Source organism: Actinoplanes sp. NPDC049668 (assembly GCF_044465445.1).
Taxonomy (GTDB): Bacteria; Actinomycetota; Actinomycetes; order Mycobacteriales; family Micromonosporaceae; genus Actinoplanes.
On the sequence record NZ_JBITLR010000006.1, the window covers coordinates 558,609 to 585,404 of the forward strand.

Here is a 26,796-nt window from a genome sequence, read left to right on the forward strand (position 1 = left end):
CGGGACCCTGGAGCCGTCCCGGTCGATGCTCATTGTTACTCGTTGGTCACCGAATTCATACTCTTTGGAGCGTTGTGTTCACGCCTGATCAAAGCTTGCCGGCGCGGCGCGGAAGACCCAGCCGCGCATCAGCAGGAAGCGCACCCCCGTGGCGACCAGGTTGGCGACCACCAGGACGCCCAGCTCCACGATGGTCGGTGGGTCGCTCGCCAGGTGCAGCAGGGCGAGCGAGCCGCTGGTCAGCCCCAGCCCGACGGCGAAGACGACCAGCCCCTGCGCCTGATGCCGCCAGGCGCCGTCGCTGCCGCGTACCCGGAAGGTGAGCCGCCGGTTGGCCGCGGTGTTCGCCACCGCGGTGGCCAGCAGCGCCACCAGGTTGGCGGCCTGTGGGCCGAAACCGTTGCGCAGCAGGGCGAAGAGCAGCAGGTAGGCGAGCGTGCTCGCCACGCCGACCGCCGCGAAGCGCAGCAGCTGCCCGGCGAGCCCGGCCGGCACGCCCGGCACGGGCAGCGGGTTACGGCCGAGCTGCCGGCGCAGGGCGGCCAGCGGCAGCCGGCCGCTGCCGAGCGCCCGGGTGAGCCGGGCGATGCCACGCAGGTCGGCGATCGCGGTGGCCACGATGTCGACCCGGCTGTCCGGGTCGTCGATCCAGTCCACCGGCACCTCGTGGATGCGCAGCCCGGCCCGCTCGGCCAGCACCAGCAGCTCGGTGTCGAAGAACCAGCCGGTGTCCTCCACCATCGGCAGCAGCCGCTCGGCCACGTCCGCGCGGATCGCCTTGAAGCCGCACTGCGCGTCGGAGAAGCGCGCCGAGAGGGTGCCGCGCAGGATCAGGTTGTAGGTGCGGGAGATGAACTCGCGCTTGGCGCCGCGTACCACCCGGGAGCCGCGGGCCAGCCGGGAGCCGATCGCCAGGTCCGAGTGGCCCGAGATCAGCGGCGCGACCAGCGGAAGCAGCGCGCCGAGGTCGGTCGAGAGGTCCACGTCGAGGTAGGCGAGGACGGCCGCGTCGGAGTGCGTCCACACGTGCTTGAGCGCCCGGCCCCGGCCCTTCTCCGGCAGGTGCACCGCCACCACCCCGGGCAGCTCCCCGGCGAGCCGGCGGGCGACGTCCCGGGTGGAGTCGGTGCTGGCGTTGTCCGCGATGGTGATCCGGAACGGGTACGGGACTCCGGTGCGCAGGTGTTCGTGCAGCCGGCGGACGCAGGGCTCGAGGTCGATCTCCTCGTTGTAGACCGGCACGACCACGTCGAGCGTCGGGGCGACGATCCGTACCTGCTCGGCGGCGGGCGAGGGCAGCATGGAAAGGCTCATGTCACGAAGATCGGTCGCGGTGCTATGCCCGGATTGTGGTGAACCTGTGCCCGGCCTGTGAGTCCCGTTTGGAGTCTTGGACACGCCGCGCGGGCGGCCCCCGGGTTCGGGGACCGCCCGCGGCGGGTCGGATCGGTGCGTCATCGGGTGGCGGTCAGGTCGTAGACGGTCACGCCTCCCACGGTCTGCGCGGTGTAGTTCGCGGTCACCCACTCGGAGATCTGCGAGCTGTAGTTGCTGCCGCCCGAGCCGCCGGGTCGGCCGCCGAAGCCGCCTCCGCCGCCGATGAAGTAGTGGATTCTTCCCTCGGCCACGTACCGCTGGAACTGGGCCAGCGTCGGCGACGGGTCGCTGCCGTTGAAGCCGCCGATCGCCATGACGGGGTCGCCGGTAGCCAGCTGGTATCCCGACGCGTTCTGCGAGCCGATCGCGGCGGCCACCCAGGTGTACCGGTCGGCGTCCGCCTCGAGCAGCGCCTTCATCTCGTCGCTGACGGTGGCCGCGTTGAGCAGGCCGCCCATGCCCCCGCCGCCGCGCATCCCGCCACCCGGCATCCCGCCGCCAGGTGTGCCGCCCTGCGGCGTGCCGGTGCCGCCGTTCTGCTGGCCGCCACCGGGGAAGGCGCCGCCGGGAAGGTTGCCGCCGGGGAAGGTGCCCGTGCCGCCCGGGAAACCGCCGCGCTGGCCGCGACCGCCGCCGGGGCCGCCGCCCGGGCCGCCGCCCGGGCCGCCGCCCGGTCCGCCCCGGCCGCCGAAGCCGCCCTGCCCGGCCGGGCCGGCCGACGGGATGGAGCCGGTGTGCGGCTCGGATGCCGTCTGCACCGCGTAGGCCGCCGGCCCGGCGAGCACCGCCGCCAGCGCCAGCCCCGCGGTCGCCACCGCCACCCGGGCCGGCAGCCGCAGCGCGGCGAGCACGCCGAGGGCCGCCGCGACCCCGCCGGCCAGGACCACCCAGCGCAGCCACGGCAGGAAGTCGGCGCTGCGCGCCAGCAGGTGGTACGACCACCAGGCGCTCACCGCGATCGTCGCCGCCAGGGTCAACGCGGCGAACACGTTGCGCCGGTGGCGCCAGAGCAGCGCCGACCCCATGCCGACCACCGCGCCGATCGCCGGCGCCAGGGCCACGGTGTAGTAGGCGTGGAAGATGCCCTGCATGAGGCTGAAGACCAGGCCCGTGCCGACGAGCCAGGTGCCCCAGAGGATCAGCCCGGCGCGCAGCCGGTCGGTCCGGGCGGCCCGCACCGTCAGGACCAGCCCGGCAACCAGCAGGATCAGCGCGGCCGGCAGCAGCCAGGAGACCTGACCGCCCTGCGAGCCGTCGAACATGCGCAGCAGGCCGGTCTCACCCCAGCCGCCGCCGGCGTTGCCGCCCCCGCCGCCGACGCTGCCGGTCTCGTTGCCGCTCAGCCGGCCCAGGCCGTTGTAGCCCAGCGTCAGCTCGAGCAGGCTGTTGTTCTGCGAGCCGCCGATGTACGGCCGCATGGAGGCGGGCACCAGCTCGACGATCGCGATGTACCAGCCGGCGGAGACCACGACCGCGAGGCCGGCGAGCAGCAGCTGCACGATCCGCCGGCCCAGCCTCGGCGGCCCGGCGATCAGGTAGGCGAGCGCGTACGCCGGCACGACCAGCAGCGCCTGCAGCATCTTGGTGAGGAAGCCGAGGCCGACCAGGGTGCCGGCCAGCACCAGCCACCTCGTCGAGCCGCGCTCGACGGCCCGCACCGTCGCGTACGCGCCGGCGACCATCAGCAGGACCAGCAGCGCGTCGGGGTTGTTGAAGCGGAACATCAGCACCGCGACCGGGGTGAGCGCGGACACCGCGCCCGCGATCATGCCGGCCGCCGGGCCGTACCAGCGGCGGACCGTGGCGAAGAGCAGGCCGGTCGTCGCGACGCCCATCAGGGCCTGGGGTACGAGGATGCTCCACGCGTTCACGCCGAAGACCCGGGCCGACAGCGCCATCACCCACAGCGAGGCGGGTGTCTTGTCGACGGTGATCGAGTTGGCCGCGTCGGACGAGCCGTAGAAGAACGCCTTCCAGCTCTCGGACCCGGCCTGCACGGCCGCCGAGTAGAACGCGTTGCCCCAGCCGGAGGCGCCCAGCCCCCAGACGTAGAGGACGCCGGTGAGCAGCAGCAGGGCGAGCAGCGAGGGCCGCACCCACGGCGGGTCGTCGGTGCTGCCGCGGGTGAGCGCGGACCAGCGGGACCGGGGCGGGTCCGCGGGCGGCGACGCGGTCGGTGGCGGTTCGACCGGCGACACCATCGGCGGTACGGGCAACGTCGAGGTCATCGTGGATCCTTAGGGCAGGCGGAAGCGCTGTCCACGCCACTGTCTTCCGCCCGCCTGTCGGACCCTTATGCCGATCCTGTGCGCCCCCTGTGAACTCCGTTCAGGCGGCGCGGCGCTTCGCCGAGGCCGTGGCGAGCCGGTTGAGCACCTCGACGGTCGGCTCCCAGCCCATGCACGCGTCGGTGACGCTCTGCCCGTACGCGAGCTCGCCGCCCAGGTCCTGCCGGCCGGGGATGAGGAAGCTCTCCAGCATCACGCCCCGGATGCCCCGCTGGCCGGCCTCGAGCTGGCCGGCGACGTCGTCGGCGACGATCGGCTGGCGCAGGTGGTCCTTCTCGCTGTTGCCGTGCGAACAGTCCACGATGACCCGCTCGGGCAGGCCGGCGGCCTTGAGCAGCGCGAGCGCGGCGTTCACGTCGGCGGCGCTGTAGTTCGGGCCCTTGCCGCCGCGCAGCACCAGGTGGCAGTCCGGGTTGCCGGTGGTGTGCATGATCGCCGGGGTGCCGGAGACGTCGATGCCGGGGAAGACGTGCGGCACGGCGGCGGCGTTGATCGCGTCGATGGCGGTGGAGATGCTGCCGTCGGGGCGGTTCTTCATGCCGATCGGCATGGACAGGCCGGAGGCGAGCTGGCGGTGCACCTGCGACTCGACGGTGCGGGCGCCGATCGCGCCCCAGGCGACGGTGTCCGCGATGTACTGCGGGGTGATCGGGTCGAGGAACTCGACGCCGACCGGCAGGCCCCGGGCCAGCACCTCGACCAGCAGCGACCGGGCCACCCGCAGCCCCCGGCCGACGTCGCCGGTGCCGTCCAGGGCGGGGTCGTTGATGAGCCCCTTCCAGCCGACCGTGGAGCGCGGCTTCTCGAAGTAGACCCGCATCACGATCAGCAGGTCGTCGGCGAGTCGGGCGGCCTCGTCCTTGAGCCGGTCCGCGTACTCCGCGGCGGCGACGGGGTCGTGCACCGAACACGGGCCGACGACGACGAGCAGGCGCGGATCTCGGCCGTCGAGCACGGCCTCCACCTGCCGGCGGCTGTCCAGCACGGTCGCGGAGAGCTCGTGCGTCAGCGGCAGCTCGTGGTGGAGCAGGGCGGGGCTCATCAGCGGCACGATGGTGTCGATGCGCTGGTCGCTGACCCGCTGCACCTCGGGGATGGTCACGGCTGGTTTCTTCTCCTCCGCCGGTACCCGGGGCCGGCGGCCCGGGTGGTGCCGGCATTCGCATAAAACGAAAGGCAGCGACGATTGTCGCTGCCTTGGCCGGCCCTACGGGGGTGTCTCAGGTCATGGGATCATGGCCGAGGCACCGGCGGGAGCCGGCCTCGTAAACCACTGATACCAGAAGGACACGCGCAGAGCTTAGCCCATCGGGCCGGGTGCGTGTCCCGCAGCCGGGGTATGTCCACCTGCAAGTTGCTGTGCTGCCATTAAGCACATGAATAACGCGAGCGCGCCGTACCTCCTGGACGGCCTGGCCGAGCTGCCGCCGGCACAGCGCCGGCAGACCGTTGCGATGGTCGTGCTCCGGGTCTGGGAGACGCCGGCCGTCCTACTGGATGAGATCCCGCCGACTCAGGCGCTGACGGCCATCGCCGCGATCGCGGCGGGGCTGCCGGGTGCGGCCGGCCGTCCCTGGGTCGACGATCGGCTGCGGGCGGCGGCGTGCCCGAACGTGACGAGCGAGCTGGCGGGCCGCGCGCTGTGCGCCCTGGACGTGATCGTGGGCCGGGACAGCGCGTCGGTGCCGCTCGAGCTGCACGTGACCGACGGCGAGGCGGCGGGCGCGCTGCTCAACGAGCTCCGGGACGTGCTGATGGACGGCCTGCGCCTGAACCGCTGACCCTAAGGCGTGGCGTACTGGTGTTCCGGGAGCTGCGGAACCGTCGTCGTCGGCAGCCGGACGGTGAACTCCGTGCGGCCCGGCGCGCTGTGCACCGACACCGTTCCGCCGTGCGCCGTCACCACCGCGTGCACGATCGACAGCCCAAGGCCGGTGCTGCCCGCCTCGCGGGAGCGCGAGCCGTCGCCGCGCGCGAACCGCTCGAAGATGTGCGGCTGCAGGTCCGCCGGGATGCCCGGGCCCTCGTCCGTGACGGTCAGCAGCGCGGCGTGGTCGTCCCGGCTGACGCCGACCGTCACCCGGGTGCCCTCCGGCGTGTGTGTCCGCGCGTTGGCCAGCAGATTGCCCAGCACCTGCTGCAGCCGCTGCCCGTCGCCGGTGACCGTCACCGGCTCCTCCGGCAGGTCGAGCCGCCAGTCGTGGCGGGGTCCGGCCGCGTGCGCGTCACTGACCGCGTCGACCACCAGCATCGTCAGGTCGACCTGCTCGTGTGCCAGCGGCCGCCCGGCGTCCAGGCGGGCGAGCAGCAGCAGGTCCTCCACCAGCGCGGTCATGCGCGTCGCCTGCGACTCGACGCGGCGCAGCACGTGCGCGATCTCATCCGGTACGGGCTGCCGGCTGCGGCGGCTCAGCTCGGCGTAGCCGCGGATGGCCGCGAGCGGGGTGCGCAGCTCGTGGCTGGCGTCGGCGACGAACTGGCGTACCTGCGTCTCGCTGGCGTGCCGGGCCTCCAGCGCGTCGCCGACGTGGTCGAGCAGCCGGTTGAGCGCCGAGCCGACCTGGCCGACCTCGGTGCGGGGGTCGGTGTCCGCGGCCGGCACCCGCGGCGCGAGCTTCACCTCGCCCCGGTCCAGCTCCAGCTCGGAGACCCGGGTCGCGGTGGCCGCGACCCGGCTCAGCGGCCTGAGGTTGCGGCGGATGATCACCGCTCCGGCCCAGCCGGCGACGAGCAGCGTGACGAGCACGGTCGCCCCGGTGACGACGGCGATGCTCAGCAGCGTGGCCTGGGTCTCCTCGAGCGGCAGGGCGGTGACCACCCGGGTGCCGTCCTCGAGGAGCGTGGCGATGGCCCGGTAGTCGCCGAGGTCGCCGAGGTCGACGTCGACCGGGTCGCCGTCCACGGGCACCGTCGCGAGCTCGTTCACGGCGTCGGCCGGCAGCGTGGCGAACTCGTTGAACTGCCACTGCGAGGTCTCGCTCGCGGTGTCGGTCTGCCGGTACTGCACGATGCCGCCGCCGGCCACCTGTACGCCGCCGTCCGCCGGGACCAGCCCGACGAAGATCTGGCCGGACTGCGCGCCCGGCGGCGGGACGGGGTTGGCCCGGTACCGGGTCGGGCGTCCACCGTCCGGCGCGCGCCCGGGCCCGCCGAGCGCGCGCCGGCCGGCCTCGTACAGCTGATCGTCGACGCGCTCGTAGAGGACCTTGTGCAGATAGATCTCGGCGGTGACGCCGACCACCAGGCCGAGCAGCGACAGCAGGCCGACCATGATCGCGATCAGCCGGGTGCGCAGCGGCCACCCCGCGGGACTCCAGCGGGCGGGGCGCCGCGGGGTCTCAGTCGGCGGGCTTGAGGACATAGCCGGCTCCGCGCATCGTGTGGATCATGGGAGTCCGGCCCGCGTCGACCTTCTTGCGCAGGTAGGAGATGTACAGCTCCACGACGTTCGCCTGGCCGCCGAAGTCGTAGTTCCACACCCGGTCCAGGATCTGGCTCTTGCTCAGCACCCGGCGCGGATTGCGCATCAGGTACCGCAGCAACTCGAACTCCGTCGCGGTCAGGGTGATCTGGTCACCGGCGCGGCGCACCTCGTGGCTGTCCTCGTCCAGGCTCAGGTCGCCGACGATGAGCTGTGCGTCGGTCCGCAGCCCTGAGTTGGTCGACCGGCGCATCAGTCCGCGCAGCCGGGCCACGACCTCCTCCAGGCTGAACGGCTTGGTGACGTAGTCGTCGCCGCCGGCGGTGAGGCCGATGATCCGGTCCTCGACGGAGTCCTTCGCGGTCAGGAAGAGCACCGGCACGTCGGGCGCCTCGCCGCGCAGCCGGCGCAGCACCTCGAGCCCGTCGATGTCGGGCAGCATCATGTCGAGCACGACGGCGTCGGGGCGGAAGTCGCGGGCGGTCCGGACGGCGCTCTGCCCGTCGCCGGCGCTGCGCACCTCCCAGCCCTCGTACCGCAGGGCCATGGAGAGGACCTCGGCCAGGGTGGCCTCGTCGTCGACCACGAGGACCCGGACCGGCCCGCCGTCCGGACGCCGGAGCTCCGCACCGGCCTCTGCGTTCGCCATCGTCATGCCCCCACTGTCGCGGGCCTCGCTTTGCGCCGCCTTTCCGCTTCCTGTGTAGCACCTGTGCGTCTCCGGCACGGGTGGTCCCGGTGTGTCGGAATCGGACTAAAAGCTTAAAACTCCGCATAATGTGCCGCGTTGCGCCGGGCGGCTGAGGGAGGAACGGGTGCGAGCACGCCGGGTCGGTGCTGTGGTCGCTGTGCTTGCTCTGTTCCTGCTGCCGGGGTCGGCGGCCGCGGAGGCGCCGTATCCACCGGGCATCAGCGCCGACACGGTCCGGACCGCGACGCTGCGCGACGCGACCATCGCCGCCGGCGGCGCGCACTCCTGCGCGATCACCAGCCTGGGCGGCCTCTACTGCTGGGGCGACGACTCGTCCGGGCAGCTCGGCGACGGCCCGAAGGCGCACGCGGTCGGCCAGGCGGTGCCGGCCCTCCCGGCCGCGGTCGGGGTCGACGCGGGCCGGGCGCACACCTGCGCGATCGACCTGCGCGGCGGCGCGCACTGCTGGGGCGACGGCTCCGCCGGGCAGCTCGGCGACGGCGCGCACGCCGACCGGGACGCGCCGGTCAAGGTCGCGGCCCTGGCCGGCCGGAACCTGGTGGAGATCGCCACCGGCGCGCGGCACTCCTGCGCCGTCGACGACGAGGGCGTGGCCTGGTGCTGGGGCGACGGCTCGCACGGCCAGCTCGGCGCGCCGGGGCTGACGGGCTCGGCCCTGCCGGTGCGGGTCAGCGCCCGGACCGGGATGCGCGACCCGGTCGTCGGCATCTCCGCCGGACGGGACACCACCTGCGCCACGACCGCGGTCGGCGCCGCGTACTGCTGGGGCTCCGACGCGTACGGGCAGCTGGGCCCCGCCGGGCGCGGCGACCGCGACGAGCCGGCGGTCGTCCCGGCGCGCGGTGCCCTGCGCGGCAAGATCCGTGAGATCGCGGTCGGCGGCACGCATACCTGTGCGGTCGACACGGATGGGCGGGCCTTCTGCTGGGGCAGCCGGGCGCTCGGCGCCGGGCCGGACCGGCCGAGCTTCGAGCCGGTCGCCGTCGGCGCCGCCGGCGAGTTCGACGAGATCGCGGCGGGCGGCGAGCACGCCTGCGGGCTGGACCGCGCCGGGCGGGCGTCCTGCTGGGGCGCGGGCGCCGGCGGCCGGCTCGGCAACGGCGGCGGGGCCCGGCGTACGGCACCGGTCGGCGTGCGGGCCGGCCTCGCGCTGCGCGACATCGACGCCGGCGACGAGCACACCTGCGCCTTCGACACCCGCGGGTACGCGTACTGCTGGGGCGTCGGCGCCGACGGCCGGCTCGGCACGCCCGTCGCGGCGGGTCGCGCCGTACCGGTGCGGGTCCGGGGTCTGCCGAGGCCGCCCGCGGCCGCGACGGGCGTGCGGGTGCGCGCGCTCGACGGCGGCCTGCGGGTCTTCTGGCGCCCGCCCGCGGACCTGGGGTCCGGCGAGTTCCTGTACTTCTGGGCGACGACGGCCGACTACCGCTCGACGTGCACGCTGGCGGTCGCCACCGCCGACGGCTGCGAGCTGGTCGGCCTCGAGAACGGCCGCCGGTACGACGTGGCGGTGCTGGTGCGCACCCGGGACGGCCTCACGGTCAGCAACCTCGTCACCGGCGCCCCGGCCATGGCCGCGCCCTCGCCGTCGAGGGTGCCGCCGCCGCGCCGGGAGCCCGTCACGGTGTTGCCCGGCGACGGCGCGGGAGAGCTGGTGACCGGCCTGAGCCCGCTCGCGCTCCTCGCCCTCGGCACCATGCTGCTCGGCGGCGGCCTGGCGGCCCTCCTCGTGCGGAGGAGGTAGCAGGCCCCGAGCCTTGCGGAATACGGTGAATTGTCGGGAAGCTTGAGCCAGCGGAACACTCGCCGTACGGCCGATGTTGTGCCAGCGTTGGTCAAGTCGCCGGCTGAGCGTGGGGAGCGGGTTTGTGGATCTTCTCGAGGAGTACCGCAGGGCCACCTTCATCTTCGAGTCCGGCGACCCGCTCGGCGCGGCCCGCCTCCTGGAACCGATAGTCGAGGCCGAGCCCGGCAACGCGGCGGTCCGCCAGCTGCTGGCCCGCGCCTACTTCAACTCGGCCCAGCTGACCAGGGCGGAGGCGCAGCTGCGGGCGCTGATCGAGCACGACCCGTCCGATCACTACGCGCACCACGTCCTCGGCCGGACCCTGGAACGGGCCGGCCGTTTCCGCGAGGCCCTGCCGCACCTGCGCCTGGCGGCCGCGATGAAACAACACGACGACTACACCGACGCGGTGCGCCGGGCCGAGACGTGGCTGGGCAAGAACGGCGGCGCATAGGATCGCGAACGTGAAGCTCAAGCTGGATCTCCACGACATCTTCAACCGCGGTACCGAGATCGACCGGGCGCTGCGCGGCATCATCGACGAGGCCATCGCGAAGAAGGCGACCCTGGTCGAGATCATCCCGGGCAAGGGTTCGGGAGCCCTCAAGAAGAAGGTGCTCCGCTTCCTGGACCAGAAGGAGATCAAGCAGCTTTACCACCGGGTGGAGAAGGACGGCGACAACTGGGGCCGGCTGTTCATCCACTTCCGGTTCGAGCCGGCGCAGGGCCGCGGCCGCCGCGGCCGGTGAACGCCTCAGAGGGTGTAGGTGTGCGCCACGGCCAGCATCTCGGAGCTGTGTGAGCCGGTGATCCCCACGTCCGCCGGGCGGGGCTTGAAGCCCGGGAGGGTGGACAGGCCGTCGCTGGCGTCCATCACGCGGATCTTCAGCGGCGCGGTGCCGCGTACCGTCATGGTGATCTCCACGCCGTCCGCCGGCGGCGCGTGGAAGACCAGGCCGAACCCCCACGGGCCGCCCGCGGTCCGGTCCGTCGGCACGGGCCGGCCGCCGGCGGTGGCCGCGGTGACCGTCGCCTCGGCGCCGACGTGCAGGGTGACCAGCCGGACCGGGCGTTGCGGTGCCAGCCGCAGCCGGAGCGTGCGCAGGTCGCCGGCCGTCGCGTCGGCCACCTTCGTCAGCAGCGGCGCGGGCAGCGTCGCGGCCTGAGCCGGCCCGGCGAGCAACTCCTCGTCGCCGAACGCCGGCAGGGTCGCGGTGACGGCCTCTGCCGGTCCCGACACGTACTGCGCGGTCCACTGCTGCGGCGAGGTTTCGGCGCTCAGCCAGCGCGCCTCGTTGGTGTCGGTGTCCAGGGCGTACATGAGGTGCGTGGGCGCGGGGTGCGCCGCGTCGAAGCGGTCCACGACCAGGCCCGTCGCGGTGAACGCCAGCACGGCCAGCGCCGCGGCCAGCGCCGGCAGCGCGCCCAGCCGGCGGGCGCGGGCGGCGACCAGTCCACGTTGGCCGCCCGCCTCCGGGTGCAGCAGGTCGATGACCGGCAGTAGGGCGAGCCCCAGCAGGGTCGCGATGAACGCGCCGGAGGCCGCGAGGTTCAGGCCGAGCGCCGGGAAGAACATGATCACCGTCGGCAGCAGCACGACGACCGACACCGCCGCGCCCAGCGTCAGCGGCACCACCGGCCACCAGCCGCGCAGGTACAGCGCGACGATGCCGCCGAGCGCGCCCGCCAGCGCCGGCAGGGCGGTCAGGTACGACCCGCCGGGTGCGAACGCGGCCAGCGCCAGGCCGAGCACCGCCAGCCAGCCCAGGCCGCCGATGGCCAGCGCCGCGGGGCCCAGCCGGCGGCGCAGCAGCGCGTACCAGGCGAAGACGACCAGGGCCGCCAGCGCCAGGATCGCCAGCCGGTACCAGAACGGGCGGTACGGGTCGATGGGCAGCTCGGCGTACCCCGGACGGATGACCTTGAGCAGCGCCCAGAGGAGCTGGGCCAGCACCGGGACCACGATGATCGGCACCAGGGCCAGCCCGAAGCCGGCCGCCAGCCGGCCGGGGCCGGCCAGGCCGCGGCGGCGGGCCAGCCAGGCCAGGGCGAGCACGGCCAGCAGCGCGAGCGCGGCGAGCGGCCAGGTCAGCGCGCCAGGGTAGACGGCGAGCCCGCCCGGCACCGGGAAGTAGGTGGCGTCCCCACCGGACCGGAGCCCGGCCAGGTCGCGGCCGCCCAGGTCGCGGGCCAGCGCCAGGGTGTTGTCGCCGAGGTGCTGCAGGCTGTCGGTGTCCATCGCCTCCGGCGTGTCCGTCGGCGCGTGGTAGACGGCCGCGCCGTCGATGTACGCGGTGTTCAGTCCCGTGAAGCCCCGCTCGCGGAACGCCGTGAAGTCCGTGTCGTTCGGCAGCCGCCGGTAGATCTCGACCGCGAACGAGGTACCCACCGGCTTCGGCGCCTTCGCGAACGCGCCGACCAGGCCCGCGTTGTCCGCCGCCGTCTCGAACATGATCGCCGGCCCGGCGCTGCCGCGGGCCTCCAGGTTGAGCACCACGCCGCCGCCCTGGGCCAGTGGATGCTGCTCGACGAAGGCCTGCGCGCCGCAGAGGCAGGCCTCCTCGGCGTCGGTCAGCACGAACACCACGTCGTTGCGCAGGCGTGGGCCGCCGGCCAGGGCGCGGGCCACCTCCAGCACGGTCGCGGTGCCGGCCGCGTCGTCGTTGCCGCCCGGCCCGGTCTGCGCCGAGTCGTAGTGCGCGACCAGGAAGATCCGCCCGGTCGACGCGGTGCCCTGCAGCAGCGCCACGACGTTGCGGACCTGGGCCAGGCCCGTGCCGCCCGCGCTCGACGACAGCTCGCCGCCCTGCACCGACGTGGTGTCCTGCACCTCGGGGTCGAGTCCGGCGGCGCGCAGCGCGGCGAGCACCTGGTCGCGTACCCCCGAGTTGGCCGCGCTGCCGGCCACGTGCGGCCCGGTGGCGATCGCCCGGACCCGCTCGAACGCCCGGCCCGCGCTGAAGTCCGCGGCGGGCGCGCCGGCCGGGCGCGCCGCGGGCGGCCGCACGGACTGCAGCGCCAGCACCGCGACCACCGCGAGCGCCAGGAGCGCGGCCAGGGCGGTCAGCGCCCGCCGAGGGGGGCGCGCCAGGGCGCGCGCGGCGGCCACGATCCGGGGTTCTTCCACGCCTGACATCTAAGCGCCTGCGTGCCGAACCGGGTACCCCGAAGATCCTTGGAGCTGGTGGCATAGCTTTGTCCGGTGACCGTCCCGCTCGACCCCCCAGCCGTGTTCGCCGAGTTCATCGAACGCGTTGCCTGCTACGACCCCGCGCCCGAGTCCGGCCCGGTGGCCGTCATCGGCCTGCGTACCGCGCTGGGGGAGGCGACGTTCCAGGTCAGCGACCATGTCGTCCGGGCGATGTGCCGGGCGCTGGAGGCGTACCGCGATCCCGCCGACCGGGGCAAATGCATCTCCTGCGGCAGCCGGAGCCTCGACGAGAACCTGCACTGCCGCGACTGCGGCCGGCTGCACGGCATCCTCGGCGAGGTGATCGCCGAGCACGCCCGGCGGGTCGCCGCCGACCCCACGTACGGGCCGCCTGGATGAGCGCGCCGCCCGGCACCGGCGGCCGGTGTTGTGCACCCGCAGCCTGTGGTGGACTATCAGCGGGTCCCGCCCGAAGGAGTCGAGCCATCAAGCGTCCCCGCCGCGCCGGCGCCGTCGTTGCGCGCGCCCTGCCGTGCGGGGTGGCGTGCTGATGGAGCGTTCCCCCGTCGGCTCGCCGGCGACGCTGGCCGCCCCGGAGCGGCTGCGCATCCTGCTCGTCGAGGACGACGAGGGCGACGCGTTTCTGGTCCGTGAGCTGCTCGCCGAGGCCGGCGCGTCCTTCGACCTCCAGGTGGCGACCAGCCTGCGCGAGGCCCGGCCGCTGATGCGCGGCGTGCAGTGCGTCCTGCTCGACCTGGGCCTGCCCGACGCCGAGGGCATCGACGGGCTGCGCAGCCTGCTCTCGGTGGCCGGCAGCGCCGCGGTGTGCGTGCTCACCGGGCGCTCCGACGAGCACCTCGGCGTGGCGGCCGTGGCCGAGGGCGCGCAGGACTACCTGGTCAAGGGTCAGGTCGACGGCGTCCTGCTGGTACGGGCGCTGCGCTACGCGGTCGAGCGCAAGCGCGCTGACGAGAACGCGCAGCGGCTGCGCGAGGTGGAGCTGCGCCAGGCCGAGTCCGCGCGCCTCGAGCGCGGCCTGTTGCCGCAGCCGCTGATGCAGACCTCCGAGGTCGCGGTGCACACGTTCTACAGCTCCGGGCGGGCGATGGGGCTGCTCGGCGGCGACTTCTTCGACGTGGTGCAGGTCGGCGAGGACCGGCTGCACGTGATCGTCGGCGACGTCTGCGGGCACAGCGTCGACGAGGCGGCGCTGGGCGTCGAGCTCCGGGTGGCCTGGCGGGCGCTGGTGCTCGGCGGCGTACCGGAGGATCAGATCCTCGGCGCCCTCGAGCAGGTGTTGATGAGCGAGCGCCGGGCCCGGGAGATCTTCGCGACGGTCGCGTCGGCCGTCATCGACCTCGCCGGCAACCGGGCCACCGTACGCCTGGCCGGCCACCCGCCCCCGGTGCTGCTCACCGGCGATCGGGCCGAACCGGTCGACGCGCGCAGTGGCATCGTCCTGGGTGTCAGGCCGACGCCGACGCCCGCGACCGAGGTGCAGTTCCCCGGCGGCGACTGGTCCCTGCTGATGTACACCGACGGGCTGATCGAGGGCCACACCGGCGTCGGCGGCGAACGCCTCGACGTGGACGGCCTCTGCGAGCTGCTCGGCCGGCCGGCCGCGAAGGGCGTGCCGCTCGCGGCCCTGCCGGCCTGGCTGGTCGGTCGGGCCGAGGAGGGCAACGGCGGCCCGCTGGCCGACGACGTCGCCATGCTGCTCATCTCTCGTGGAGGCGGTCGATGAACCTGCTCAGCGTGCGCACCTGGACCCTGCGCCGGCGGGTCGTGGCACTCAGCCTCGCCGTCGCCCTGATGCTCTCCGTGCTCGGCGTCTTCGCCCTGATCACCGCGGCGAGCAGCAACGACCAGATGGACGTCATCCTCAACAAGACCGGTCCGATGCGGGTGGCGGGCGAGGGCATCACCACCGCGGTCGTCAACCAGGAGACCGGCGTCCGCGGCTTCGCGATCAGCGGCGACGAGCGCAACCTCCAGCCGTACCTGGAGGGGCTGGCCACGCAGAATCGGCTCCTGGAGCAGATCCGCCGGCTCAACCACCAGGACGGAAAGGGCGACGCCCGGGTCGACGCGGCGGCGGAGCAGGTGTCGCGGCGGGCCGACGCCTGGCGGCTCGCGGTCGCCGATCCGGTGATCGCCGCCGTGCGGACGCGAGGGCCCGCGGCCGGGCAGGAGCTGGTCGAGGCGGCCGGCACGACGGAGTTCGACGCGCTGCGGGGCTCGATCGACGGCCTGCAGGACGAGATCTATGTGGTCCGCACCAAGGCCGCCGACGCCGCCAAGCGCACGGGCACGATCCTCATCGCGCTCGAGGTCTTCGCCGCGGTGGTGGTGATCCTCGCCGGCGCCGCGCTGCTGCTGCTGCTCGACCGGCTGGTCACCCGGCCGGTCACCGACCTGGCCGAGCAGGTACGCGAGGTCGCCCGCGGCGACTACGACCGGTCCATCACCAGCGAGGGCTCGCCCGAGCTGCGCACGCTCGCCGCCGACGTCGACGGGATGCGCCGGCGGATCTCCGCCGAACTGGCCGAGGTGCGCGAGGCGCGCCAGCAGATCGAGTGGGTCAACGAGCAGCTCAAGATTCAGGCGGAGGAGCTGACCCGCTCCAACCGCGACCTCGAGCAGTTCGCCTACGTCGCCTCGCACGACCTGCAGGAGCCGCTCCGCAAGGTGGCCAGCTTCTGCCAGCTGCTGCAGCGCCGGTACGCGGGCAAGATCGACGAGCGCGCCGACCAGTACATCGGCTTCGCGGTGGACGGCGCGCAGCGGATGCAGCGCCTGATCAACGACCTGCTGGCGTTCTCCCGGATCGGGCGGCTCGCCGCGGGCTTCACGGAGGTCGACCTGGATCGGGTGCTCACCGAGGTCAGGTCGCAGCTGGAGGGCCGGGGCGGCAAAGATGCGGAGATCGTATGGGCCGGCCTGCCGACGGTGGAGGGCGAGGAGCCGCTGCTCACCACGCTCTTCGTCAACCTGATCGGCAACTCGCTGAAGTTCCGCCGGCCCGGCGTGCCGGCGGTCGTCACCGTCTCCGCGGAGCGCCAGGAGCACGAGTGGCGGATCAACGTCCGCGACAACGGCATCGGCATCGAGGCGGAGTTCGCCGACAAGGTCTTCGTGATCTTCCAGCGGCTGCACGCCCGGGACGCCTACGAGGGCACCGGCATCGGCCTGGCCATCGTCAAGAAGATCGTCGAATACCATGGTGGACGGATCTGGCTCGATCTTGACGTCGCCGAGGGCGCCTCGATCTACTTCACTCTGCCCCTGCTGGCCGGTGTCCCGGTGCGCGAGCCACAGGAGGCTGCGAAAGGGGGCTCATCGTGACCGCTGCGATTCGGCAGGACGGCACGCCCATCGAGGTGCTGCTCGTCGAGGACGACCCGGGCGACGTGCTGATGACGCAGGAGGCGTTCGAGGAGCACAAGCTCCGGAACCGGCTCACCGTCGTGTCCGACGGCGCGGCGGCGCTGTCCTATCTGCGCCGCGAGGCTCCATATGAGAACGCGGTGCTCCCCGACCTGATCCTGCTCGACCTCAACCTGCCGCGCCGCGACGGCCGCGAGGTGCTCGAGGAGATCAAGAAGGACGACGAGCTGTGCCGCATCCCGGTGGTCGTGCTGACCACGTCGGCGGCGGACGAGGACATCCTGCGCAGCTACCAACTACACGCGAACGCGTACGTGACCAAGCCGGTCGACTTCGAGCGCTTCATCTCGGTGATCCGCCAGATCGACGCCTTCTTCGTCACCGTCGTGAAGCTGCCGCCGCGTGCGTGACGACCTGATCGACCGCGCCACCTCGCTCATCCGCGAGGTGGCGCAGACCGTGGTGCTGCCCAGGTGGCGGCATCTGAGCGACGCCGAGATCCAGCAGAAGTCACCCGGCGACCTGGTCACCGTCGCCGACCAGGAGGCCGAGCGGGCGCTCACGGCCGGGCTGACCGCGCTGCTGCCCGGCTCCCAGGTCGTCGGCGAGGAGGCCGTCGCGGCCGACCCCGGCGTGCTGGGCCGGGTCGCCGACGACGGCGCCCTCTGGATCGTCGACCCGGTCGACGGCACCAACAACTTCGCCGCGGGCCGGACGCCGTTCGCCGTGATGGTCGCCCTGCTGCGCGACGGCGAGCCGGCCGCCGGGTGGATCCTCGACGTGGTCGACGACCGGATGACCGTCGCCGAGGCCGGCAGCGGTGCGTACACCGACGGCGTGCGGGTCAAGGTCCGCACCGACGACCCGCCCGCGAGCGCCCTGAGCGGCGCGGTCTCCCGCAGCTACTTCCCCGACGACGTGCGGGCGCGCATGGAGCGGGGCATGGGCGCGCTCGGCACGGTGACCCGAGGGCGGCACTGCGCCGGGTACGAGTACGTGGCGGTCGTCGCCGACGAGCAGCAGTTCGCGACGTTCTGGCGGATCCTGCCCTGGGACCACGTGCCGGGCTCGCTGATCGTCACCGAGGCGGGCGGCACGGTGCTGCACCTGGACGGCTCGCCCTACCGCCCGACGGACTCCGAGCGCGGCCTGCTGGTCGCCGCGAACGAGGACATCTGGGCGAGCGTGCACACCGCGCTCCTCGCCTGACGCCATGTCGGCCTACCTCGAAGAGCTCTTCGGCCTGACCGGCCTGACCGCCGTCGTGACCGGCGGCAGCTCCGGGATCGGCCGGGCGATGGCGGGCGCGCTCGGCCGGGCGGGCGCCCGGATCGTCCTGGTCGCGCGCCGGCCCGGGCCGCTGGCGGAGACCGCCGCAGAGCTGTCCGCCGACGGCGTGCGGGTGGCCACGGTCGCCGCGGACCTCGCCGACCGCGCGGCGCTCAGCGCCGCGATCGGCCGGATCGTCTCCCCGTACGGGGACCCGGACGTGCTGGTCAACGCGGCGGCGGTGAACCGGCGGCCGCCGCTGGACGAGCTGACCGACGACGACTGGGACGTCACCCTCGCCGCCAACCTGACCGCGCCGTTCCTGCTGGGGCAGGCCTTCGGGCCGGCGATGGCGGCGCGCGGCCGGGGCCGGATCATCAACGTCGTCTCACAGCAGGCCTTCCGCGCGTACGGCAACAGCGGCGCGTACGGCGTGGCCAAGGCGGGCCTGGTGGCGCTGACCCGGTCGCAGGCGGAGGCGTGGTCGGCGCGCGGCGTCTGCTGCAACGCCGTGGCGCCGGGGGTCGTGCACACCCCGCTGACCGAGCCGGTCTTCGCCGACCCGGAGAAGGTCGCCGCGCACGCCCGCCGCACGATGATCGGCCGAAACGGCGTTCCGGCCGATTTCGCCGGTTGTGCCGTATATCTGGCGAGTGCTGCTAGCGCTGCGGTGACCGGCCAAACACTCTTCGTCGACGGTGGATATTCGGCGACCTGACCGAGCTGCAGATATCACCCGAGGCGGGGTAGAGTCACCGCGCTCACGACTTGGGAGGTAGACCGTGGCGGCGACTCTCCTGCGCCGGCTCCAGCCTGTCCTGGCACTGCTCGCCGCAGTGGCCGTGCTCGTCGTCGCCGCGCCGGCCGCGCATGCGGACCCCGACGAGGAGGGCGGGACGAAGACCCTCCGCGCGGCCCTCGAGTCGGCGGCCAAGGGCCACATCGAGGCCAAGAACAAGCTCGACAACTCCAAGAAGCGTCAGGTCAAGCTCAACGAGACGCTCAAGCAGGCCAAGCTGAAGGCGGCGGAGCTCGAGGGCCGGGTCGGGGAGATCGCCAACCGCTCCTACCGCCAGGGCCGCTTCAACACCATGACGCTGCTGCTCAACAGCGCCTCGCCGGACGCGTTCATGGAGCGCGCGATGCGCCTCGACCAGATGGCACAGGTCGACGGCAAGGCCCTGACCGGCTTCCAGGACGCGGTCGCCACGACCGAGCAGGCGAAGACCGCGCTGGACCTGGAGATCAAGGAGCAGAAGAAGCAGGTCACGGTCATGGCCAAGAAGAAGGAGCAGGCCGAGCAGGCGCTGGCCAGCGTCGGCGGCGGCGCAGTCGCCGGCGGCTTCATCAGCGCGAATTCGCCGCTGGCCAAGGCCGCGCCGCGCAACTCCGACGGCTCCTGGCCCAAGGAGTCCTGCACGATCAACGACCCGACCACCTCCGGCTGCATCACGCCGCGGCTGCTCAACTCCTACCAGCAGTCCAGGACCGCCAACTTCAAGCGGTACACCTCGTGCTTCAGCGAGCGCGCGTCCGGCGAGCATCCCAAGGGGCGGGCCTGCGACTTCTCCGCGGCGCCCGGCGGCTTCGAGAACGTCAACGCCTCCGGCGGCGACCGGACCTACGGCAACAACCTGGCCGCCTACTTCGTCAAGAACGCGTCGCGGCTGGGCGTGCTCTACGTGATCTGGTACCGGCAGATCTGGTCGCCGGGCACGGGCTGGCGGGCATACAGCGGCTCGGGCGGCCCGTCAGCCACGCACACCAACCACGTGCACCTTTCAGTCATCTGACAGGCTGACGCCGGTAGCATCCGCGCGATGGAGACCTCCCCACCGCGCGCGCTGCCGTCCGGACTCGCGACCGGGCTGGTGTTCTTCGCCAGCGGCGCGGTGCTGGTCCTGGAGATCGTCGCACTGCGGCTGGTCGGGCCCTACGTCGGCGTGACGCTGCAGGTGAGCAGCTCGGTCATCGGGATCTCGCTGGCCGCCATCGCGTACGGCACGTGGCTCGGCGGTCGCCTCGCCGACCGGCACGACCCCCGGGTGCTGCTCGCCCCGGCGCTGCTCCTCGCCGCGATCACCACCGCGGGCACCCTGCCGCTGGTCCGCTGGGGCGGCGAGATCATGCGCGGCGGCGCGGCGCCGGCCGTGCTGCTGCTGGCCGCCATGGCCGTCTTCCTGCCCGCGTTCCTGCTCTCCACCATCACGCCGCTGACGGTGAAGCTGCAGCTCGGCGACCTGCGCCGGACCGGCGAGGTGGTCGGCCGGCTCTCCAGCTTCGGTACGCTCGGCGCGATCACCGCGACCCTCGGCACCGGCTTCGTCCTGGTCGCGGCGATGCCGAGCAGCTGGATCGTGCTGACCCTCGCCGGGGTGCTGGCCGTCGCCGGCTTCGGGCTCGGCTGGTGGCTGCGCCGCACCACGCCCGGGCTGAGCCTGCCGGGCAAGCCGCGGACCCGGGCCGTGGTGGTCACCATCGGGCTGTTCGGCGCCGGGCTGGGCGCGTCGGCGCCGACGCCGTGCGACGTCGAGACCGCCTATCACTGCGCGCGGGTCGACGCCGATCCGGGCCGGCCGGGCGGGCGGACGCTGATCCTCAACTCGGCGCGGCACTCGTACGTCGACCTGAACGATCCGCGGTACCTCGAGTTCGCGTACGTGCAGTGGCTCGGCGCGCTGGTCGACGTCGCCAAGGAGCGCGGCGCCCCGATCGACGCCCTGCACCTGGGCGGTGGCGGGTTCACCGTGCCGGGGTACGTCGCCGAGACCCGGCCCGGCAGCGACCAGCTCGTCCTCGAGCTCGACGGCGGCCTGGTCGACCTCGACCGGCGGGAGCTCGGCCTGCGTACCGGGCCGGGGCTGCGGGTGCGGGTCGGCGATGCGCGGGTCGGGCTCGCCGGGCGGCCGGCCGGGGCGTACGACCTGGTGGTCGGCGACGCGTTCGGGCACCTGGTGGTTCCGTGGCACCTCGCCACCCGGGAGATGGCCGCCGACATCTCGCGGGTGCTGCGCGCGGACGGCGTCTACGCGCAGAACGTCATCGACTACCCGCCCGGCCGCTTCATCCGGGCCGAGGTGGCCACGGTCGCGGCCGTCTTTCCGTACGTCGCGCTGGTCGCGCCGCAGGCCGCCCTGGACGGCGAGACCGGGTCGAACTTCGTGATCGTGGCGTCGCGGTCGCCGCTGCGGCTGGCCGAGATCCGCGAGCGCCTCGATCTGGTCGACGAGCCGGTGCAGCTGATCGACGGCGCCCGGCTGGACGACTTCGTCGGCGGCGCCCGGGTGCTGACCGACGACTACGCGCCGGTGGATCAGCTGTTGGCGGGGTGATTCCGGACAAAGAGCGTTGCGCCGGTCAGACCGCCGTGACGGCCGGAGGTGTTTTCCGGGACCCCGGGTGAGAGGGCGGTGCGCGGGCAACAATCGGCACATGGGGTGGCTGGCGACCGGCAGACGAGGTGGCCTTGTCGGCAATCGATACCGGCTGATAGAGCGGCTCGGCACCGGCGGGATGTCCGTCGTGTGGCGCGCGCACGACGAGGTCCTCGGCCGGGCCGTCGCGGTCAAGGTGCTCTCCCCGCAGCTCGCCACCGATTCGCTGTTCCGCGACCGGTTGCGCCAGGAGGCGCTGGCCGCGGCCCGGCTGTGCCACCCGCACATCACCGGGATCTTCGACTTCGGCGAGTCCCCGCTCGACGAGAACCTCACCGTCCCGTACGTGGTGATGGAGCTCAACGACGGCGAGTCGGTCTCCGCCCGGCTGCGCCGGCAGGACTCGCTGCCGTGGCGCGACGCGGTGATCATGGTGGCCGAGGTGGCGTCGGCGCTGGCGGCCGCGCACGCCCGGGGCGTCGTGCACCGCGACGTGACCCCGGCCAACGTCATGCTCACCGGCACCGGGGCCAAGGTGGTCGACTTCGGCATCTCCGCGCTGATCGGGCAGCGGGACGCCGCGGCGGACGGCAGCCTGCTCGGCACGCCCGCGTACCTCGCGCCCGAGCGGCTCAGCGGCAGCCCGGTGTCGCCCGCCACCGACGTGTACGCCCTCGGCCTGCTGCTGTACCGCACGCTCACCGGACGGTTCCCGTGGCCCGCCGGCAACACCACCGAGGCGCTGCGGGCGCACCTGTTCGCGGATCCCGAGCCCGTACCGTCGCTGCCCGGCCTGCCGCCGGAGGTCGCGGACCTCTGCCTGCGCTGCCTGGCCAAGGACCCCGGGCAGCGCCCGGACGCGGCCGAGATGGCCGTGACGCTGGGCGCTCTGGTCGGGCTGCAGCCGATCATCCCGCCGGTGCCGGCCAACGAGGCCGCGCCGCGCCCGTCGCCGCACCCGGTGCCGCGCCCCTCGCCGCGCCCGGGACTGCGTTCCGCGCCGCGCCGGGCCGCCGGCGCACCGCCGCGCACCGCGCCGCGTAGCGCCGGCGGGTTGTTCCGGGGCGGCCTGCGGGAGCTGTTCAGCGGGGGCCGGCTCGACGACGCCGTCCTGGCCGGCCGGCATCGCCTGCAGGCCGGCGTCGCCACCGTCGTCCTGGCCGCGACTCTCGGCCTGGCCTGGTCGTCCAGCCGCGAACCGGTCGACGTCGGCACCGCGCAGGCCGCGGCGGCGGGCGCCGGGCCGAACGCGGTCGCGCCGCACGGCAGCGGGTGCAAGGTCCGCTACCGCGTGCAGCGCGACACCGGCACGGACTTCGGCGCGCAGGTCACCGTGATCAACACCGGCGCGCACGTGCTGTCCGGGTGGCGGCTGGAGTTCGCCTTCGCGGGCGGGCAGCGGCTCACCGACTCGCCGAAGCGGCTCAGCCAGCGCGGCCGCAAGCTGATGCTGGACGCCCGGGACGGCCGGGACCTGCGGCCCGGCCGCTCCGACACCATCGTGCTGAGCGGCAGCTACTCCGACAGCAACCCGCTGCCGCTGACGTTCCGGCTCAACGGGCACAAGTGCCGGGCCGAGGTGCTCGGCGCGGTGCTGACACCCGAGACGGTGGACAACGGTCCCGCGCCGCCGGCCTCGACCCGGAAGCCGGCTTCTTCGACGCCCTCGCCGCGGCCGCCGAAGAAGCCCGCCGGCGACCCGGCGCCGGCGCAGACCCCGGCGCCGCGGAAGGACCAGCCGAAGTCGGGCTTCTCCGTGACGATCTGAGCGGCGCCGCCCGGTCCGCTGGCTAGAGTCGGCGACATGACGAGGCTTGCGGTGGTCAGCGGGGGCGGCACGGGAATCGGCCGGGCGACGGCGGGGATGCTGGCGGGTGAGGGCTACGACGTCATCATCGTCGGGCGGCGCCCGGACGTGCTGGCCGACGCCGTGAAGTGGATCGGCCCGCAGGCGACGGCGGTCCGGGCCGACCTCGCGGACCCGGGGCAGGCCGACGCCGTGGTGGAGGCGGTCGCCGGTCGCGCGGTGGACGTCCTGATCAACAACGCCGGCGCGTACATCGGCGGCGACGACTCGACGCCGCAGGGGCTGGCCGAGCGCTGGCGGGCGAACTTCGACTCGAACGTCATCACCGCCGTCCTGCTCACGGACGCGCTGCTGCCGCTGCTGCGGCGGCCGGGCGGGCGGATCGTGCTGACCAGTTCGATCGCGGCGCAGCGCGGCGGAGGCGGGCCGTACTCGGCGGCGAAGGCGGCCCTGCACGGCTACGTGCTCGACCTGGCGACCCGGCTGAGCCCCGAGGGCATCACGGCCAACGTCATCTCGCCCGGCTACGTGACGGACAGCGAGTTCTTCGACGGCCGGATGACCGAGGAGGGTCACGCGCAGCGGATCGCGGCGACCCTGGTGAAGCGGGCCGGGGTGCCGGACGACATCGCCGAGGCGGTCCGCTGGCTGGCCGGCCCCGGCGGCGGCTTCGTGACCGGCCAGATCATCAACGTGAATGGCGGCTCGGTCCTGGGACGCTGATGTCCGGTGCGACCGGTACATGTCGGTGCGGGCTGGTAGACATGCTGGCGTGGCGGATATGCGGCGGGACGTGAGCGAGGTCGAGCGGCTGGGCGTGCGCGAGTGCGCCGAGGAGGTGCTGCGCCGCCTCGCCGGCGCGGGCGCGGTGCTGCGCGAGGACCAGTGGCGCGCCATCGAGGCCCTGGTCGTCGACCGGCGGCGGGTGCTCTGCGTGCAGCGCACCGGCTGGGGCAAGTCGGCGGTCTACTTCGTCGCCACCGCCCTGCTGCGCGACGGGGTCACCGCCGAGGTCGGTGACCCGCCCGCCGGCCCGACCGTGATCGTCTCGCCGCTGCTGGCGCTGATGCGCAACCAGGTCGAGGCGGCGGCCCGGGCGGGCATCCGGGCCCGCACGATCAACTCGGCCAACCTCGACGAGTGGGGTGAGATCACCGCCGAGATCCGCAACGGCGAGGTCGACGTCCTGCTGATCAGCCCCGAGCGGCTCAACAACCCCGACTTCCGCGACAACGTGCTGCCCGGGCTCGCCGCCAGCACGGGCCTGCTCGTCGTCGACGAGGCGCACTGCGTCTCCGACTGGGGCCACGACTTCCGCCCGGACTACCGGCGGCTGCGCACCTTCCTGGCCGGGCTGCCGGCCCGCACCCCGGTGCTGGCGACCACGGCGACGGCCAACGCCCGGGTCACCGCCGACGTCGCCGAGCAGCTCGGCGACGCGCTGGTCCTGCGGGGCGCGCTCGAGCGCGACTCACTGCGCCTGGCCGTGCTGGACCTGCCCAACCCCGCGCACCGGCTGGCCTGGCTCGCCGACCACCTCGAGCGGTTCCCGGGCTCCGGCATCATCTACACGCTGACGGTCGCCGCCGCGACCGAGACGGCGGAGTTCCTGCGCTCGCGCGGCTTCCCGGTCGCGTCCTACACCGGCCAGGTCGAGGACTCCGCGCGCCGCGCCGCGGAGCAGGACCTCCTGGACAACAAGATCAAGGCGCTGGTGGCGACGTCCGCGCTCGGCATGGGCTTCGACAAGCCGGACCTGGGCTTCGTCGTGCACCTCGGCGCGCCGCCGTCCCCGATCGCGTATTACCAGCAGGTCGGCCGCGCGGGCCGCGCCGTCGAGCACGCCGAGGTCGTGCTGCTGCCCGGCGCCGAGGACGCCGCCATCTGGCGCTACTTCGCCTCGCTGGCCTTCCCGCCGGAAGATCAGGTCCGCTCGGTGCTGGCGGCGCTGCCACACGACCGCCCGCTGTCCACGCAGGCACTGGAGCCCATTGTGGACCTGCGCCGGGCCCGCCTCGAGCTGATGCTGAAGGTCCTCGACGTGGACGGCGCGGTTCGCCGCACCCGCGGCGGCTGGGTCGCCACCGGCGAGCCGTGGACCTACGACACGGCCCGACTGCGCCGCGTCGCGCAGGCCCGCACCGCGGAGCAGCAAACCATGATCGAGTACGCGGCGACGGACGGCTGCCGGATGGAGTTCCTGCGCCGCTGCCTCGACGACCCGGAGGCCCGGCCCTGCGGCCGCTGCGACACCTGCGCCGACCCGATGTTCGACGCGGAGGTGTCCCCGGCGTCGCTGACCGCGGCCAGGACGTTCCTGGGCCACGCCGGCGTGGACATCGCACCGAAGAAGCTCTGGCCGACGGGCCTGGCCGCGGTCGGCGTACCGGTGAAGGGCAAGATCGGCCCGGCCGAGCAGATCCGCCCGGGCCGTGCGGTCGGCCGGCTGTCCGACCTCGGCTGGGGCGGCCGGCTCCGCGGCCTGGTCGGGCCGGACGCGCCGGACGGCCCGCTCCCGGACGACCTGGCGGCCGCGGTGGTCGAGGTGCTGAAGGCCTGGGCGCACGGCGACGACGGCTGGGAGCAGCGCCCGGCGGCGGTGGTGTCCGTCGGCTCGAACCGGCGCCCGGTGCTGGTGGCGAGCATCGCGGAGCGCATCGCGGCGGTGGGCCGGCTGCCGATGCTGGGGACGCTGACCTCCTCGCACGCGGGCGACGCCGGCCACCGCGGCAACAGCGCCCAGCGGGTCCTGGCCCTGCACGACGCGTTCACGGTCCCGCCGGAGGTGGCCGGGTCGCTCGCGGGCCTCGGCGGCCCGGTCCTGCTGGTCGACGACCTCTGCGACTCGGGCTGGACGATGGTCCTGGCCGGCCGGGCGCTACGCCGGGCCGGCGCCGATAGCGTCCTGCCCTTCGCCCTGGCCGTCGCCGGCTGAGTGGCTATCACTCAACCTGTTTCGCAGCTAGGCGAATACTGCGCTGGCTCGGTGTGTCCCCGGCGTTCGGGTCGGCGTCACGGTGACGCCGGTCCCTGTCCCAGCGGAACCGAGGCACCGGATCGGTCCCTTCACCGTTTCCCTGATGGTTGTGGCGGGTGGCGGCGGTCGGTGTCACGGAGGGGCACGCTGCCGCCGGTCCTGGCGCCGTGTGGGTGTTCCGCCTGCGTATGGCCGTCCGGTGTGGATGGCGGGTGTAGCTGGGTGGGCTGCCCCCGGGCGGGGGCGCCGTGGCGGCGCTGGCGGAGGAGGGCCTGGCGGGGGTGCCAGGACGCGGCGACCAGGGCGTCGAAATCGGCGCGGAGCAGGTCGTCGTCCTGGCAGACCAGGTCGATGAACGCGTCCCGCACGGCTGCGGCTGCTGCGCACCTGGGTGCCGGTGATCTCGCAGTTCATGACGGGCTCCGCCCGACTGCTTCCCGCCGCCCGGGGCGGGGTGGACGGCTTGAGGCGTTGATCGCGGTCGGTTCGCTGGAATTGACCGCGACGTCGACCTTGCGGGGTTTGACCTTCTCCAGCACCGGGATACGCAGGACGAGGACACCGTTGTCGTAGCCGGCCTGGATGCGCTCGCTGTCGAGCACGTCGGACAGGATCGGCTGGCGGGAGAACACGCCCAGCGGCCGTTCCGGCGTCCGTAGCTGCGCGTCGTCACCGAGGTCCAGCGGCCGCCGTTCGGCCTTGACCGTCAGCACGTCGCGCTCGATGTCGAGGTCGATGCTGTCCGGTGTCACCCCGGGCAGGTCGAACGCCACGATGAACTCGTCGCCGGCGCGATAGGCGTCCAGCGGCATCGCGACCGGCCGAGACCAGGTGCCGGGCTGGGGGTCACCGAACATCTGCCGGGTCACGCGCTCGCGCTGATCCTGGCCGCGACCAGCAGCGGATCGACCGCACCCATCGATCCCGAGGCCGCCGCCACGTCCCGCCAGGCGGCGCTGATCACACTGATCGCGCTACGCCACCTGCGTGACCACCTCGACGGCTGCGAGCCGCGGCTGATCGCCGCCGCCCGGGCCGCCGGGGCCAGCTGGGCCGAACTCGCCCCCGCGATGGGGGTCACCAGCCGCCAGGCCGCGGAACGCCGCTACCTGCGGATCCGCCGCAGCGAACAGGACGACGCCACCGCCACCGCCGACCAGCGCGTGACCGCCGAACGCGACCGCCGAACGCGACCGCCGAACGCGACCGCCGAACGCGACCGCCGAACGCGACCGCCGAACGCGACC

24 protein-coding genes are annotated in these 26,796 nt (G+C 73.8%); 15 read left to right on the forward strand and 9 right to left on the reverse strand.

Features of this window, described 5'->3' with window-relative positions:
• Nucleotides 1–78 precede the first annotated feature (78 nt).
• The 3 genes from ACIBSW_RS27125 to ACIBSW_RS27135 all read right to left on the reverse strand — a co-directional run bounded on the left by ACIBSW_RS27125 (nucleotide 79) and on the right by ACIBSW_RS27135 (nucleotide 4,767).
• Nucleotides 79–1,314 (reverse strand): glycosyltransferase, encoded by a 1,236-nt coding sequence (locus tag ACIBSW_RS27125; protein WP_404799466.1) that lies wholly within the window; start codon nucleotides 1,312–1,314, stop codon nucleotides 79–81.
• Nucleotides 1,315–1,454: 140 nt separating this feature from the next.
• Complete coding sequence (locus tag ACIBSW_RS27130) at nucleotides 1,455–3,605, reverse strand: glycosyltransferase family 39 protein (RefSeq protein ID WP_354719860.1); 2,151 nt, start codon at nucleotides 3,603–3,605, stop codon at nucleotides 1,455–1,457.
• Between the two features lie 100 nt (nucleotides 3,606–3,705).
• Nucleotides 3,706–4,767: a 3-deoxy-7-phosphoheptulonate synthase gene (locus ACIBSW_RS27135; protein ID WP_354719862.1), complete on the reverse strand. Its 1,062-nt coding sequence runs from the start codon at nucleotides 4,765–4,767 to the stop codon at nucleotides 3,706–3,708.
• 274 nt (nucleotides 4,768–5,041) lie between these two features.
• On the opposite strand from ACIBSW_RS27135, the gene ACIBSW_RS27140 reads away from it, so the two are divergent.
• On the forward strand, nucleotides 5,042–5,446 hold the full coding sequence (locus ACIBSW_RS27140; protein ID WP_354719864.1) for a hypothetical protein: 405 nt from the start codon (nucleotides 5,042–5,044) through the stop codon (nucleotides 5,444–5,446).
• 2 nt (nucleotides 5,447–5,448) lie between these two features.
• Here the strand turns inward: ACIBSW_RS27140 and ACIBSW_RS27145 are convergent, their stop codons facing one another.
• Both ACIBSW_RS27145 and ACIBSW_RS27150 read right to left on the reverse strand, forming a co-directional pair.
• Entirely contained in the window at nucleotides 5,449–7,026 is a 1,578-nt protein-coding gene (locus ACIBSW_RS27145; RefSeq protein ID WP_354719866.1) for a HAMP domain-containing sensor histidine kinase, read from the reverse strand.
• Nucleotides 7,004–7,741 (reverse strand): response regulator transcription factor, encoded by a 738-nt coding sequence (locus ACIBSW_RS27150; protein ID WP_354719868.1) that lies wholly within the window; start codon nucleotides 7,739–7,741, stop codon nucleotides 7,004–7,006. Before ACIBSW_RS27150 ends, ACIBSW_RS27145 begins: the two co-directional genes overlap by 23 nt.
• 193 nt (nucleotides 7,742–7,934) lie before the next feature.
• Between ACIBSW_RS27150 and ACIBSW_RS27155 the strand changes: the two genes are divergently transcribed.
• The 3 genes from ACIBSW_RS27155 (at nucleotide 7,935) to ACIBSW_RS27165 (ending at nucleotide 10,333) form a co-directional block, all read left to right on the forward strand.
• A complete protein-coding gene (locus ACIBSW_RS27155) occupies nucleotides 7,935–9,542 on the forward strand; it encodes a hypothetical protein (protein WP_354719870.1) in 1,608 nt (535 codons plus the stop codon).
• A 124-nt stretch (nucleotides 9,543–9,666) separates the two neighbouring features.
• A complete protein-coding gene (locus ACIBSW_RS27160) occupies nucleotides 9,667–10,038 on the forward strand; it encodes a tetratricopeptide repeat protein (protein ID WP_354719872.1) in 372 nt (123 codons plus the stop codon).
• Nucleotides 10,039–10,048: 10 nt separating this feature from the next.
• Entirely contained in the window at nucleotides 10,049–10,333 is a 285-nt protein-coding gene (locus tag ACIBSW_RS27165; protein WP_354719874.1) for a Smr/MutS family protein, read from the forward strand.
• A gap of 5 nt (nucleotides 10,334–10,338) precedes the next feature.
• Here the strand turns inward: ACIBSW_RS27165 and ACIBSW_RS27170 are convergent, their stop codons facing one another.
• A complete protein-coding gene (locus ACIBSW_RS27170) occupies nucleotides 10,339–12,711 on the reverse strand; it encodes a M28 family peptidase (protein WP_354719875.1) in 2,373 nt (790 codons plus the stop codon).
• Between the two features lie 75 nt (nucleotides 12,712–12,786).
• On the opposite strand from ACIBSW_RS27170, the gene ACIBSW_RS27175 reads away from it, so the two are divergent.
• From ACIBSW_RS27175 to ACIBSW_RS27225, 11 genes are all read left to right on the forward strand, one after another.
• Nucleotides 12,787–13,134 carry a hypothetical protein gene (locus tag ACIBSW_RS27175; protein WP_354719877.1) on the forward strand — a complete coding sequence of 116 codons (348 nt, stop codon included), beginning with the start codon at nucleotides 12,787–12,789 and terminating at the stop codon, nucleotides 13,132–13,134.
• Nucleotides 13,135–13,285: 151 nt separating this feature from the next.
• On the forward strand, nucleotides 13,286–14,479 hold the full coding sequence (locus ACIBSW_RS27180; RefSeq protein WP_354719879.1) for a fused response regulator/phosphatase: 1,194 nt from the start codon (nucleotides 13,286–13,288) through the stop codon (nucleotides 14,477–14,479).
• Nucleotides 14,476–16,080 carry an ATP-binding protein gene (locus ACIBSW_RS27185; protein WP_354719881.1) on the forward strand — a complete coding sequence of 535 codons (1,605 nt, stop codon included), beginning with the start codon at nucleotides 14,476–14,478 and terminating at the stop codon, nucleotides 16,078–16,080. Before ACIBSW_RS27180 ends, ACIBSW_RS27185 begins: the two co-directional genes overlap by 4 nt.
• The gene (locus tag ACIBSW_RS27190) at nucleotides 16,077–16,532 is read left to right on the forward strand and encodes a response regulator (RefSeq protein ID WP_354719883.1); all 456 of its coding nucleotides are present in this window, start codon (nucleotides 16,077–16,079) and stop codon (nucleotides 16,530–16,532) included. Before ACIBSW_RS27185 ends, ACIBSW_RS27190 begins: the two co-directional genes overlap by 4 nt.
• Nucleotides 16,525–17,331, forward strand: a complete 807-nt coding sequence (locus ACIBSW_RS27195) for an inositol monophosphatase family protein (protein WP_354719885.1) — start codon at nucleotides 16,525–16,527, stop codon at nucleotides 17,329–17,331. The genes ACIBSW_RS27190 and ACIBSW_RS27195 overlap by 8 nt, the downstream gene beginning before the upstream one ends.
• A 4-nt stretch (nucleotides 17,332–17,335) precedes the next feature.
• Entirely contained in the window at nucleotides 17,336–18,109 is a 774-nt protein-coding gene (locus tag ACIBSW_RS27200; protein ID WP_354719887.1) for an SDR family oxidoreductase, read from the forward strand.
• Between the two features lie 64 nt (nucleotides 18,110–18,173).
• The gene (locus ACIBSW_RS27205) at nucleotides 18,174–19,184 is read left to right on the forward strand and encodes a hypothetical protein (RefSeq protein ID WP_354719888.1); all 1,011 of its coding nucleotides are present in this window, start codon (nucleotides 18,174–18,176) and stop codon (nucleotides 19,182–19,184) included.
• Nucleotides 19,185–19,211: 27 nt separating this feature from the next.
• Nucleotides 19,212–20,723 carry a fused MFS/spermidine synthase gene (locus tag ACIBSW_RS27210; RefSeq protein ID WP_354719890.1) on the forward strand — a complete coding sequence of 504 codons (1,512 nt, stop codon included), beginning with the start codon at nucleotides 19,212–19,214 and terminating at the stop codon, nucleotides 20,721–20,723.
• 100 nt (nucleotides 20,724–20,823) lie between these two features.
• On the forward strand, nucleotides 20,824–22,533 hold the full coding sequence (locus tag ACIBSW_RS27215; protein WP_354719892.1) for a protein kinase domain-containing protein: 1,710 nt from the start codon (nucleotides 20,824–20,826) through the stop codon (nucleotides 22,531–22,533).
• A 36-nt stretch (nucleotides 22,534–22,569) separates the two neighbouring features.
• Complete coding sequence (locus ACIBSW_RS27220) at nucleotides 22,570–23,295, forward strand: SDR family oxidoreductase (RefSeq protein ID WP_354719893.1); 726 nt, start codon at nucleotides 22,570–22,572, stop codon at nucleotides 23,293–23,295.
• Nucleotides 23,296–23,353: 58 nt separating this feature from the next.
• The gene (locus ACIBSW_RS27225) at nucleotides 23,354–25,507 is read left to right on the forward strand and encodes a DEAD/DEAH box helicase (RefSeq protein ID WP_354719971.1); all 2,154 of its coding nucleotides are present in this window, start codon (nucleotides 23,354–23,356) and stop codon (nucleotides 25,505–25,507) included.
• A gap of 131 nt (nucleotides 25,508–25,638) precedes the next feature.
• Here ACIBSW_RS27225 and ACIBSW_RS27230 read toward each other — a convergent pair whose 3' ends face one another.
• The 3 genes from ACIBSW_RS27230 to ACIBSW_RS27240 are packed head-to-tail and all read right to left on the reverse strand — an operon-like array spanning nucleotide 25,639 to nucleotide 26,630.
• Entirely contained in the window at nucleotides 25,639–25,917 is a 279-nt protein-coding gene (locus tag ACIBSW_RS27230; protein ID WP_404799467.1) for a hypothetical protein, read from the reverse strand.
• Nucleotides 25,918–25,959: 42 nt separating this feature from the next.
• Complete coding sequence (locus tag ACIBSW_RS27235; RefSeq protein WP_354719973.1) at nucleotides 25,960–26,406, reverse strand: Hsp20/alpha crystallin family protein; 447 nt, start codon at nucleotides 26,404–26,406, stop codon at nucleotides 25,960–25,962.
• A gap of 8 nt (nucleotides 26,407–26,414) precedes the next feature.
• On the reverse strand, nucleotides 26,415–26,630 hold the full coding sequence (locus tag ACIBSW_RS27240; RefSeq protein WP_354719895.1) for a hypothetical protein: 216 nt from the start codon (nucleotides 26,628–26,630) through the stop codon (nucleotides 26,415–26,417).
• Nucleotides 26,631–26,796 lie beyond the last annotated feature (166 nt).